Origin of the sequence: Methylophilus luteus (assembly GCF_042676265.1) — a bacterium.
GTDB lineage: Bacteria > Pseudomonadota > Gammaproteobacteria > Burkholderiales > Methylophilaceae > Methylophilus > Methylophilus luteus.
Genome location: NZ_JBHTKB010000001.1, coordinates 1,855,130 through 1,867,412, shown reverse-complemented (window position 1 = coordinate 1,867,412; position 12,283 = coordinate 1,855,130). Strand labels below are relative to the sequence as shown.

Sequence of the window (12,283 nt, the reverse complement as noted above, 5' to 3'; positions counted from 1 at the left end):
AAAAACCTGCACTACAACCCGTGCAGGTTTTACGTTTAAGAGTACAGGCCAATAGCTCAATTGGTAGAGTATCGGTCTCCAAAACCGAGGGTTGGGGGTTCGAGACCCTCTTGGCCTGCCAAACACCCGATAGACTGATTTCCGGTGAACCTGGGTCCTAATGATCTAGGGTGTAAAAAACATAAAGTTAAGTATATGATCGATAAAATCAAACTGGCTTTGTCCCTGTTGTTGCTAGTTTTGGGGATTGCCGGTTTTTATCTTTTTGAAGATAAAGCAATGGTTGTTAGAATACTTGCCGTTTTGGCAGGTATTGTCGCGTCTGTCGCGGTAGCATGGACTGCTCCGCAAGGTAAACAGGCGTTGAGCTTTTTTAATGAGTCCGTTGCCGAAGCAAAGCGTGTTGTCTGGCCAACGCGTCAGGAAACCATACAAACCACACTGGCGGTAATAGTGCTGGTTGTGATCATGGCTGCATTCCTGGCGTTGGTTGATATCAGTTTCGCCTACATGGTGCAATGGATTATGGGTCGAGGTGCTTAATGTCAATGCGTTGGTATGCAGTTCAAGCTTTCTCCGGCATGGAAAAATCCGTGAAAGCCGGTTTGGAAGAACGTATTATCAGATCCAACTTGCAAGACCAGTTTGGTGACATCCTGGTGCCGGTAGAAGAAGTGGTCGAGATGAAGGGTGGTCAGAAGACCATTTCCGAGCGTCGCCTGTATCCCGGCTATGTCCTGGTGCAGATGGATATGACAGATGAAAGCTGGCACCTGGTGAAAAGTACACCGCGTGTGACTTCATTTATCGGTGGTACCGCACAGCGTCCTACCCCGATCAAGGATAAAGAAGTAGAGATCATTCTGCGTCGCATGGATGACAGCAAGTCTAACCCGACGCAGAAGATGACCTTCGAAAAAGGCGAGAGTGTGCGCGTGATCGACGGCCCGTTCAAGGATTTCTCAGGCAGTGTCGAAGAGATCAATTACGACAAGAACAAAGTACGCGTTTCTGTGGTGATCTTTGGTCGTGCGACACCGGTAGAGCTCGACTTTGCCCAAGTCGAAAAAGAAGTTTAAGTCACAAAAAGCTTAGTAGCAGTTTTTTCAACGGGGAGCTCGCAAGAGCGCTAGTACCCATTTAAGGAGTCAAAAATGGCAAAGAAAGTCATTGGCTACATCAAGCTGCAGATCCCTGCAGGTAAAGCCAACCCAAGCCCACCAGTTGGTCCAGCACTTGGTCAACGTGGTTTGAACATCATGGAATTCTGTAAAGCGTTTAACGCCGCCACACAAGGCGTTGAGCCAGGCCTGCCAGTACCAGTAGTGATTACTGCGTTTGCTGACAAGAGCTTTACTTTTATCATGAAAACCCCGCCAGCAACGGTGCTGATCAAAAAAGCAGCCAAGCTGGAAAAAGGTTCTCCACGTCCGCATACCGACAAGGTAGGCAAGATCACACGTGCGCAAGCTGAAGAGATCGCAAAAACAAAACAACCTGACCTGACTGCTGCAGATCTGGATGCTGCTGTACGTACCATCGCTGGTAGTGCACGTAGTATGGGTATCGAAGTGGAGGGTGTATAACATGGGTAAAAGAATTGATGCGTTGCGCGCCAAGATAGACCGCAACAAGCTGTATCCTGCAACTGATGCACTGAACCTGGTAAAAGAAGGTGCTGCTGCAAAATTTAACGAATCTGTTGATGCGGTAGTCAACCTGGGTATAGACCCACGTAAATCCGACCAACTGGTACGTGGTGCTATCGTATTGCCTAACGGTACGGGCAAATCAGTACGCGTGGCAGTATTTGCACAAGGTGCACAAGCTGAAGCTGCGAAAGCCGCCGGTGCTGATATCGTTGGTTTTGAAGACCTGGCCGAGCAAGTTAAAGGTGGCATGCTGGACTTCGACGTAGCGATTGCTACGCCTGATGCGATGCGTATCGTCGGTGCTTTGGGCCAAGTATTGGGTCCACGTGGTTTGATGCCTAACCCAAAAGTGGGTACCGTGACACCTGACGCGGCGACTGCAGTTAAAAACGCTAAAGCTGGTCAAGTACAATACCGTACTGACAAAGGTGGTATCGTGCACTGCACCATCGGTCGTGCTTCTTTCACAGTTGAGCAATTGCAGGGCAACCTGGCTGCTTTACTGGAGGCATTGAACAAAGCCAAGCCTACCAGCTCAAAAGGCGTATACCTGAAAAAATTGTCCGTTTCCAGCACCATGGGTCCTGGCGTACGTATCGATCAGGCAACTGTTACAGCTTAACTATTGAATACTGGCCTCAGCTTGAGGTCAGGCAAGAACTTTGGGCTTGAGTCAGGCGGTTTTACCACCTGACTCAAGAGCATCAAAGACCGTTGGTGTGTTTCACTTAATTGAAAAACGCGTTGTGTATGGGTGAGAGATCCTCTGTACACAGGTGTTTGAAACCAGCGCAGATGGCGATCCCCGACACAGGATATTTCCATGCCCTGAACAAGGACGCCGTGAGTGGCCCGATGTAAGTCGGGCTTTCATTAACGGAAGGAGAACAGACCTTGAGTCTTAATCTTACAGAGAAAAAAGAAGTCGTTGCAGAGGTAAGCGCCCAAGTGGCGAATGCACAGTCAATCATTCTTGCTGAGTATCGTGGTATCGGCGTTGCCAATATGACGAAACTGCGTGCTGAAGCACGTGATGCAGGTGTGTATCTGCGTGTATTAAAAAATACCCTGGTTCGTCGTGCAGTAGAAGGTACGCCTTTTGCCGCATTGGCTGACGACATGGTTGGCCCACTGGTGTACGGTATTTCTACTGACCCGGTGGCGGCTGCTAAAGTATTGAACAATTTTGCCAAAGGCAATGATCAGTTCAAACTGGTTGCAGGCGCGATGCCTAATGAGCGTTTAGACGCTGCTGGTGTGCAAGCACTGGCTACTACATTGAGCCGCGATGAGTTGCTGTCCAAACTGGCTGGCATGCTCAACGAAATCCCGACCAAGTTCGCTCGTGCCGTTGCAGCAGTACGCGACGAAAAAGAAAAGCAAGCGGCTTAATTTTTAAACAAATTTATTTTAGGAAATTATTATCATGGCAATTTCAAATGCTGATATCTTGGATGCAATTGGTAGCAAGACCGTATTAGAACTGACCGCATTCATTAAAGAAATCGAAGAGAAGTTTGGCGTTTCTGCTGCTGCTGTTGCAGTTGCTGGTGGCGCTGCTGCCGGTGCTGCTGCACCTGCTGCTGCTGAGCAAACTGAGTTCAACGTGATCTTGAACAGCGCTGGCGACAACAAAGTTAGCGTGATTAAAGCGGTTCGTGAATTGACTGGTCTGGGCTTGAAAGAAGCTAAAGACGTAGTTGACGGCGCACCTAAAGCAGTTAAAGAAGGCGTAAGCAAAGCTGACGCTGAAGCTGCTGTTAAGAAATTGATCGAAGCTGGCGCGACTGCTGAATTGAAATAATTCATCTTTGTGCTACTGGCAGGGCTGACGGGCAACCGTCGGCCTTCGCCGTTTCTGGCGTTGCAGATTATTCATAAGCTGCTTTTGTCAGTGCAGGTGTTGTAAAAGTAGTGTTGTGGCCGCATATGATCTGATCTAAGTGGCTGTTTTTAATGCGAAGTTAGATGTCAAAACATTGCTGTGGATGAAAAGTGTTTTGTCTTCTACCCTCAAAATCTCAGGAGACGCTATGAGCTATTCCTTTACCGAAAAGAAACGCATCCGCAAAAGCTTTGCCAAGCGCGACAGTGTTCAAGAGGTTCCTTATCTGCTGGCTATGCAGCTGGAATCCTACAAATCATTCCTGCAAGAAAATGTCGCAGTAGACCAACGTAAAGACCAAGGTCTGGAATCGACTTTCCGTTCCATTTTCCCTATCGTGAGCCATTCCGAGAATGCACGTCTGGATTATGTCAGCTACCAGTTAGGTGCAGAGCCGTTTGACGTCAAAGAATGTCAACAACGTGGCCTGACCTATGCTGTGCCATTGCGCGTGAAAGTGCGCCTGACCATCATGGACCGTGAAGCTTCCAAGCCTACGGTGAAAGAAGTGAAAGAACAGGAAGTGTACATGGGTGAATTGCCACTCATGACCGAGAATGGTTCTTTTGTGATCAACGGTACTGAGCGCGTGATCGTGTCCCAGTTGCACCGTAGCCCTGGTGTGTTCTTTGAGCATGACCGTGGTAAGACCCACAGTTCAGGCAAGCTGCTGTTCTCGGCACGTATCATTCCTTACCGTGGTTCATGGTTAGACTTTGAGTTCGACCCTAAAGATTACCTGTATTTCCGCGTTGACCGCAGACGCAAAATGCCAGTGACTATCCTGCTGAAAGCACTGGGCTATAACCCGGAACAGATCCTGGAAACATTCCACGACACTGACACTTTCCACATCGGCCCTAAAGGCCTGGAATTCGAGTTGGTGCCTGACCGCCTGCGTGGCGAAGTGGCAAAATTCGATATCGCCGATAAAGATGGCAACGTGCTGGTCGCTAAAGACAAGCGCGTAACGGTCAAACACATCCGTGACATCGAAAAAGCCGGTATCAAAGCCATGGCTGTGCCTACCGACTTTATCATGGGTCGCGCCGTGGCCAGAAATATCGTCGATACTGACAGTGGTGAATTGATCGCCAATGCCAACGATGAGATCACACCTGCATTGCTGGAAAAATTAGTCGCTGCCAAGATCAGCGAAGTCGATACCATTTACACCAATGACCTGGATCACGGTGACTTCATCTCGCAAACATTGCGCAGCGATGAGATCCCTGACCAGTACAGCGCACGCGTCGCCATCTACCGCATGATGCGTCCTGGTGAGCCACCGACCGAAGATGCAGTACAAGCCTTGTTCAACGGCCTGTTCTTCTCTGAAGACCGCTATGACTTGTCTGTGGTTGGCCGCATGAAGTTCAACCGCCGTGCTTACCCGACCAAGCTGGAAGACCGTTCTGCAGCCTGGATACGTCGTTTTTACGAAAACGTAGGCGCACAGGGCGATACCGGTGCCAATGTGTTGTCTAACGAAGACATCCTGGCCGTGATCGGCGTATTGATCGAGTTGCGCAATGGCCGTGGCGAGATCGACGATATCGATCACCTGGGTAACCGCCGTATCCGTTCAGTCGGTGAATTGGCTGAGAACCAGTTCCGTGCCGGCCTGGTACGGGTAGAGCGTGCAGTGAAAGAGCGTTTGTCACAAGCTGAATCAGAAAACCTGATGCCGCATGACCTGATCAACGCCAAGCCAGTTTCCAGCGCGATCCGCGAGTTCTTTGGCTCCAGCCAGCTGTCACAGTTTATGGACCAGACCAACCCCTTGTCCGAGATCACGCACAAGCGTCGTATCTCAGCCCTGGGCCCTGGCGGTCTGACCCGTGAACGTGCCGGTTTTGAGGTGCGTGACGTACATACCACCCACTACGGCCGTGTATGTCCTATCGAAACGCCTGAAGGTCCAAACATTGGTCTGATCAACTCTCTGGCTTTGTATGCGCGCACCAATGACTATGGTTTCCTCGAGACACCATACCGTTTGGTCGAAGGCAACAAAGTTAGTGACCAGATCAACTTCTTGTCTGCGATCGAAGAGAGCCAGTACGTGATTGCCCAGGCAAACACCGAAGTGGCAAAAGATGGCAGTTTTAAAGAAGACCTGATCTCTGCGCGTTTCCACAATGAATTCACCATGACGCAGCCAGACCGTGTACAGTACATGGATGTGGCACCAGGACAGATCGTGTCTGTGGCGGCTTCATTGATTCCTTTCCTGGAACACGATGACGCGAACCGTGCATTGATGGGTGCCAACATGCAACGTCAGGCTGTGCCTTGTCTGCGCGCTGAAAAAGCCGTGGTCGGTACCGGTATCGAACGTACTGTAGCGGTTGACTCGGGTACTGTGGTTACTGCCCGTCGTGGTGGTATCGTTGATTACGTCGATTCAGGCCGTATTGTGATCCGTGTACACGATGCTGAAGCGCAAGCGGATGAAGTCGGTGTTGATATCTACAACCTGACCAAGTACACACGTTCTAACCAGAACACCAACATCAACCAGCGTCCGTTGGTTAAAGTGGGTGATGTGATCTCTCGTGGTGACGTGGTCGCCGATGGTGCTTCTACCGATATGGGCGAGTTGGCGTTGGGCCAGAACATGCTGGTAGGCTTTATGCCTTGGAACGGTTATAACTACGAAGACTCGATTCTGATCTCCGAGCGCGTTGTGGCTGATGACCGTTACACATCCATCCATATCGAAGAGCTGTCAGTCGTTGCACGTGATACCAAACTGGGGCCTGAAGAGATCACCCGTGATATCTCCAACCTGTCCGAGCGTATGCTGGGCCGTCTGGATGACTCCGGTATCATCTACATCGGTGCCGAGGTTGAAGCCGGTGACGTACTGGTCGGTAAAGTGACACCAAAAGGTGAAACGACTTTAACACCTGAAGAAAAATTGCTGCGTGCGATCTTCGGTGAAAAAGCTTCTGACGTGAAAGATACTTCCCTGCGCGTGCCTTCTGGCATGACAGGTACAGTGATAGACGTGCAAGTGTTCACGCGTGAAGGTATAGACCGTGATACCCGTGCCCAGCAGATCATTGATGACCAGCTGTCACACTACAAGAAAGACCTGGGCGACCAGATGCGTATTGTGGAAGATGACACGTTTGGCCGTATCAGCCGTTTGCTGACTGGTAAAGCTGCCACCGGTGGCCCTAACAAGCTGAAAAAAGGCGACAGCGTCACTGCTGAATACCTGGAGAGCGTAGGCCGTTATGACTGGTTCGATATTCGTCTGAATGACGAAGAAGCTGCCCGTCAACTGGAGCAGTTGAAAGACAGCCTGAGCCAGGCACGCGTCGAGTTCGACAACAAGTTTGAAGAGAAGAAGCGTAAACTGACCCAGGGTGACGAATTGCCACCTGGCGTGCAGAAAATGGTGAAAGTGTATCTGGCGGTGAAACGTCGTATCCAGCCTGGTGACAAAATGGCGGGTCGTCACGGTAACAAGGGTGTGATCTCCAAGATCTGCCCGGTTGAAGATATGCCGCACATGGCTGATGGTACGCCACTGGACATCGTGCTGAACCCGTTGGGCGTTCCTTCACGTATGAACATAGGCCAGATTCTGGAAACGCATCTGGGCTGGGCTGCTAAAGGTCTGGGCAAACGCCTGGGCGACATGTTGCAAGCTGAAGCCAAAGTCGCGGAGATCCGTGGTTTCCTGGACAAGATCTACAACAGCAGCACCGGCAAGAAAGAAGACATCGCCGGCCTGACTGACGTTGAAGTGATAGACCTGGCGACCAACCTGAAACACGGCGTGCCATTTGCGACTCCGGTGTTTGACGGCGCTGCTGAATCCGATATTAAAGCCATGCTGGACCTGGCTTTCCCGGATGACGATGAACATACCAAGAAGCTGCAGTTCCACGCAGGTAAGACACAGGTCAAGCTGTTTGATGGCCGTACCGGTGATGCTTTCGAGCGTCCGGTGACCGTGGGTTACATGCACGTGCTGAAACTGCACCACTTGGTTGATGACAAGATGCACGCACGTTCTACCGGTCCTTACAGTCTGGTGACACAGCAACCATTGGGCGGTAAAGCTCAGTTCGGTGGCCAACGTTTCGGTGAGATGGAGGTTTGGGCACTGGAAGCTTATGGTGCGTCATACACCTTGCAAGAGATGTTGACTGTGAAATCGGATGACGTGAATGGTCGTACCAAAGTGTACGAAAACATCGTCAAGGGTGAGCACAAAATTGATGCGGGTATGCCTGAATCATTCAATGTGTTAGTGAAAGAAATACGTTCACTGGCTATTGATATCGATTTAGACCGTAATTAATCCCGCCATTAAGGAGAGTCTCTATGAAAGCGTTATTAGATTTATTTAAACAGGTTACGCAAGAAGAAGAGTTCGACGCAATCAAGATTGCGCTGGCTTCACCTGAAAAAATCCGCTCATGGTCTTATGGCGAAGTGAAAAAGCCAGAAACCATCAACTACCGTACCTTCAAACCAGAGCGGGACGGTTTGTTCTGCTCCAAGATCTTTGGCCCTATCAAAGATTACGAATGCTTGTGCGGTAAATACAAACGTCTGAAGCACCGTGGCGTGATCTGCGAGAAGTGTGGCGTTGAAGTCACACTGAGCAAAGTGCGTCGCGAGCGTATGGGCCACATCGAGCTGGCTTCACCGGTCGCACATATCTGGTTCCTGAAATCCCTGCCTAGCCGCTTGGGTATGGTGCTGGATATCGCCCTGCGTGACATCGAGCGTGTTCTGTACTTTGAAGCATTTATCGTTATCGACCCAGGCATGACACCACTGACACGTGGCCAGTTGCTGACTGAAGATGACTACATCGCCAAGGTAGAAGAATACGGTGACGAATTCAACGCCGTGATGGGTGCTGAAGCGATACGCGAGTTGTTGCGTACCATGGACATCAACCGTGAGATCGAAACACTGCGTAGCGAGTTGTCTGCCACCGGTTCAGAAGCCAAGATCAAAAAGATCGCCAAGCGCCTGAAAGTGCTGGAAGCGTTCCAGAAATCAGGCATCAAACCTGAGTGGATGATCCTGGAGATACTACCGGTTCTGCCGCCAGAATTGCGTCCTTTGGTACCACTGGATGGTGGCCGTTTCGCAACGTCTGACCTGAACGATCTGTACCGTCGCGTGATCAACCGTAACAACCGTTTGAAGCGCCTGCTGGAGCTGAAAGCGCCGGAAATCATCGTACGTAACGAAAAACGTATGCTGCAGGAAGCAGTGGATTCACTGCTGGATAACGGCCGTCGCGGTAAAGTGATGACAGGCGCTAACAAGCGTCCGCTGAAATCACTGGCTGACATGATCAAAGGTAAGGGCGGTCGTTTCCGTCAGAACTTGCTGGGTAAACGTGTGGACTACTCCGGTCGTTCCGTGATCGTGGTTGGCCCGCAATTGAAACTGCATCAGTGCGGTCTGCCTAAGAAAATGGCGCTGGAACTGTTCAAACCTTTCATCTTCCATAAACTGGAAGTATTAGGCCTGGCGACTACAATCAAAGCCGCGAAGAAAAAAGTTGAAGAGGAAGGACCAGAAGTCTGGGATATCCTGGAAGACGTGATCCGCGAGCATCCGGTATTGCTGAACCGTGCGCCTACACTGCACCGCTTGGGTATCCAGGCGTTTGAGCCAGTGTTAATCGAAGGTAAAGCGATCCAGTTGCACCCGCTGGTGTGTTCAGCCTTTAACGCCGACTTTGACGGTGACCAGATGGCGGTACACGTACCATTGAGCCTGGAAGCGCAGATGGAAGCCCGCACCCTGATGCTGGCGTCTAACAACGTGCTGTCTCCAGCCAACGGCGAACCTATCATTGTGCCGTCACAGGATATCGTTTTGGGTCTGTACTACATGACCCGCGAAAAAGTGGCTGCACGCGGCGAAGGCATGATCTTCAGTGACATCAAGGAAGTACAGCGTGTGTACGACCAGGGCCTGATCGATCTGCACGCCAGAGTGACTGTGCGTATCAAAGAGTTCGAGCTCGATGTTGCCGGTGAAAAAACCGAGAAGCTGAACCGCTATAACACCACAGTCGGTCGTGCATTGCTGTCTGAGATCCTGCCACCTGGCTTGCCATACAGCTACATTGACAAGGCACTGAAGAAAAAAGAGATTTCACGCCTGATCAACGCCAGCTTCCGTAAAGTAGGCATACGTGAGACAGTGATCTTCGCTGACAAACTGATGTATACCGGTTACTCCTACGCGACTAAAGCAGGTATCTCTATCAGCATCAACGATATGTTGGTGCCACCAGAGAAAGAGCAATTGATCGCTGCAGCTGACGCTGAAGTGAAAGAGATCGAAGACCAGTATGTCTCCGGTCTTGTGACTCAAGGCGAACGCTACAACAAGGTGGTCGATATCTGGGGTCGTGCCGGTGACAAAGTGGCTGACGCCATGATGAAACAGTTGCGCGAAGAAGATGTAAAAGACGCTGACGGCAATGTGGTCATGAAAGACGGCAAGGCTGTACGTCAGGAGTCGTTTAACGCGATTTACATGATGGCCGACTCTGGAGCCCGTGGTTCTGCGGCGCAGGTGCGTCAGCTGGCCGGTATGCGTGGCCTGATGGCGAAACCGGATGGTTCCATTATTGAAACGCCGATCAAGGCCAACTTCCGTGATGGTCTGAACGTGTTGCAGTACTTTATTTCTACTCACGGTGCACGTAAAGGCTTGGCTGATACGGCATTGAAAACGGCGAACTCAGGTTACCTGACACGCCGTCTGGTAGACGTGACACAAGATCTGGTCGTGACACAGATAGATTGCGGCACTGTTGATGGTCTGGTGACTAAAGCGCTGGTTAAAGGCGGTGAAGTGGTCGAGCCATTGCATGACCGTATCCTGGGCCGTACTGCTGCGCTGGATGTACTGCACCCTGAAACACAGGAAGTGGTTTACCCGGCTGGTACATTGCTGGGTGAGGACGAAGTCGAGAAGATCGATGCCCTGGGTATCGATGAAGTCAAAGTGCGTACCGCACTGACTTGCGACACCCGTTACGGTATTTGTGCCAAGTGTTACGGTCGAGACCTGGGTCGCGGCAAGCTGATCAGTATCGGTGAATCTGTCGGTGTGATCGCTGCGCAATCCATCGGTGAACCGGGTACCCAGTTGACCATGCGTACCTTCCACATCGGTGGTGCGGTATCGCGTGCGGCTTCTGTGTCTCAGGTTGAGAGTAAGTCTAACGGTGTGGCTGGCTTTACCTCCACCATGCGCTATGTGACTAACTCACGCAATGAACAGATCGTGATTTCACGTAATGGTGAAGTAGTGATCTCTGAAGACAATGGCCGTGAGCGTGAGCGTCATAAAGTGCCATACGGTGCGACACTGACCATCACCGATGGTAAAACAGTGAAAGCCGGCCAGGCATTGGCGACATGGGACCCGCATACCCGTCCTATCATTACCGAGTATGCTGGTCATGTGAAATTCGAGAACGTTGAAGAAGGCGTGACCGTTGCCAAACAGGTAGATGAAGTGACCGGTTTGTCATCACTGGTGGTGATCGATCCTAAACAGCGTGCTGGCCAGTCCAAAGGCCTGCGTCCGCAAGTGAAATTGCTGGATGCTAACGGTGTGGAAGTGAAAGTCGCTGGTACTGATACGCCAGTGAACGTGACCTTCCAGCTTGGTTGTATCATTACGGTGAAAGATGGTCAGGAAGTTGGCGTGGGTGAAGTGCTGGCACGTATCCCGCAAGAGTCTTCCAAAACCCGTGATATTACCGGTGGTCTGCCACGTGTGGCTGAACTGTTCGAAGCACGTTCACCAAAAGATGCCGGCATGCTGGCTGAGGTGACTGGTACTGTTTCGTTCGGTAAAGACACCAAAGGCAAGCAGCGTCTGGTGATCACTGATCTGGATGGTATCACCAGCGAGTTCCTGATCGCCAAGGACAAGCACGTGACTGCGCATGATGGTCAAGTGGTGACTAAGGGTGAGTCTATTGTTGACGGCCCGGCTGACCCGCAAGACATCCTGCGTCTGCAAGGCCGCGAGGCACTGGCACGCTACATCATAGACGAAGTGCAGGATGTGTACCGCTTGCAAGGCGTTAAGATCAATGACAAGCACATTGAAGTGATCGTGCGTCAGATGTTGCGTCGTGTACGTGTGACCGATGCCGGCGATACCGGCTTCATTACCGGTGAGCAAGTTGAACGTGCTGATCTGTTGACAGAAAACGAACGCGTAGTGGCTGAGGACAAGCGTCCGGCTACTTTCGAGTACGTGTTGCTGGGTATCACCAAAGCTTCGCTGTCTACCGATTCGTTCATCTCGGCGGCTTCCTTCCAGGAAACTACCCGTGTACTGACCGAAGCGGCTATTTTGGGCAAACGCGACGATCTGCGTGGCCTGAAAGAAAACGTGATCGTGGGTCGCTTGATTCCAGCCGGTACCGGCCTGGCTTATCACGAGTCACGCAAGCGTGCAGCGGTGGCGTCACTGACACCAAACGTAGCAGAGCCTTCACAAGCCATGCTGGCTGCTGAAGCGATGTTTGCACCAGAAGTCGTAGTAGAAGAGACTGCAGCAGACGACAACACGGCCGAGTAATTCGATCACTGTTGTCCCTGTTTTCAAGGGGTGTCTCGCATGAATAATGCTTGACACCCCTTGACTCATTTACTAAAATGCTGGGTTTCTCAGAATGGCCTTATTGTCTCAATAAGGCATTATTGTTGATATGCCACCAAAC

8 protein-coding genes and 1 tRNA gene are annotated in these 12,283 nt (G+C 51.0%); all 9 read left to right on the top strand.

What is annotated here, in order from left to right; genetic code table 11:
* Positions 1–45 precede the first annotated feature (45 nt).
* Positions 46–121: transfer RNA gene (locus ACFQ1Z_RS08805), tRNA-Trp, on the top strand.
* 74 nt (positions 122–195) lie between these two features.
* Complete coding sequence (gene secE / locus ACFQ1Z_RS08800; RefSeq protein ID WP_379057023.1) at positions 196–543, top strand: preprotein translocase subunit SecE; 348 nt, start codon at positions 196–198, stop codon at positions 541–543.
* Positions 543–1,079, top strand: a complete 537-nt coding sequence (gene nusG / locus ACFQ1Z_RS08795; RefSeq protein WP_379035199.1) for a transcription termination/antitermination protein NusG — start codon at positions 543–545, stop codon at positions 1,077–1,079. Before secE ends, nusG begins: the two co-directional genes overlap by 1 nt.
* A 75-nt stretch (positions 1,080–1,154) precedes the next feature.
* Complete coding sequence (gene rplK / locus ACFQ1Z_RS08790) at positions 1,155–1,586, top strand: 50S ribosomal protein L11 (protein WP_379057022.1); 432 nt, start codon at positions 1,155–1,157, stop codon at positions 1,584–1,586.
* Position 1,587: 1 nt separating this feature from the next.
* Positions 1,588–2,274, top strand: coding sequence for a 50S ribosomal protein L1 (gene rplA / locus ACFQ1Z_RS08785; protein ID WP_379057021.1), 687 nt, complete (start codon positions 1,588–1,590; stop codon positions 2,272–2,274).
* 272 nt (positions 2,275–2,546) lie between these two features.
* Positions 2,547–3,044 carry a 50S ribosomal protein L10 gene (rplJ, locus tag ACFQ1Z_RS08780; RefSeq protein WP_379057020.1) on the top strand — a complete coding sequence of 166 codons (498 nt, stop codon included), beginning with the start codon at positions 2,547–2,549 and terminating at the stop codon, positions 3,042–3,044.
* A 34-nt stretch (positions 3,045–3,078) separates the two neighbouring features.
* The gene (rplL, locus tag ACFQ1Z_RS08775; RefSeq protein WP_379057019.1) at positions 3,079–3,456 is read left to right on the top strand and encodes a 50S ribosomal protein L7/L12; all 378 of its coding nucleotides are present in this window, start codon (positions 3,079–3,081) and stop codon (positions 3,454–3,456) included.
* Between the two features lie 229 nt (positions 3,457–3,685).
* Positions 3,686–7,858: a DNA-directed RNA polymerase subunit beta gene (rpoB, locus tag ACFQ1Z_RS08770; RefSeq protein ID WP_379057018.1), complete on the top strand. Its 4,173-nt coding sequence runs from the start codon at positions 3,686–3,688 to the stop codon at positions 7,856–7,858.
* 23 nt (positions 7,859–7,881) lie between these two features.
* Entirely contained in the window at positions 7,882–12,141 is a 4,260-nt protein-coding gene (gene rpoC / locus ACFQ1Z_RS08765; RefSeq protein WP_379057017.1) for a DNA-directed RNA polymerase subunit beta', read from the top strand.
* Positions 12,142–12,283 lie beyond the last annotated feature (142 nt).

Bases quoted from the DNA above. Each gene is read 5' to 3' on its own strand.
- secE (WP_379057023.1), top strand. From the start codon at position 196: ATGATCGATAAAATCAAACTGGCTTTGTCCCTGTTGTTGCTAGTTTTG.
- nusG (WP_379035199.1), top strand. From the start codon at position 543: ATGTCAATGCGTTGGTATGCAGTTCAAGCTTTCTCCGGCATGGAAAAA.
- rplK (WP_379057022.1), top strand. From the start codon at position 1,155: ATGGCAAAGAAAGTCATTGGCTACATCAAGCTGCAGATCCCTGCAGGT.
- rplA (WP_379057021.1), top strand. From the start codon at position 1,588: ATGGGTAAAAGAATTGATGCGTTGCGCGCCAAGATAGACCGCAACAAG.
- rplL (WP_379057019.1), top strand. From the start codon at position 3,079: ATGGCAATTTCAAATGCTGATATCTTGGATGCAATTGGTAGCAAGACC.
- rpoB (WP_379057018.1), top strand. From the start codon at position 3,686: ATGAGCTATTCCTTTACCGAAAAGAAACGCATCCGCAAAAGCTTTGCC.
- rpoC (WP_379057017.1), top strand. From the start codon at position 7,882: ATGAAAGCGTTATTAGATTTATTTAAACAGGTTACGCAAGAAGAAGAG.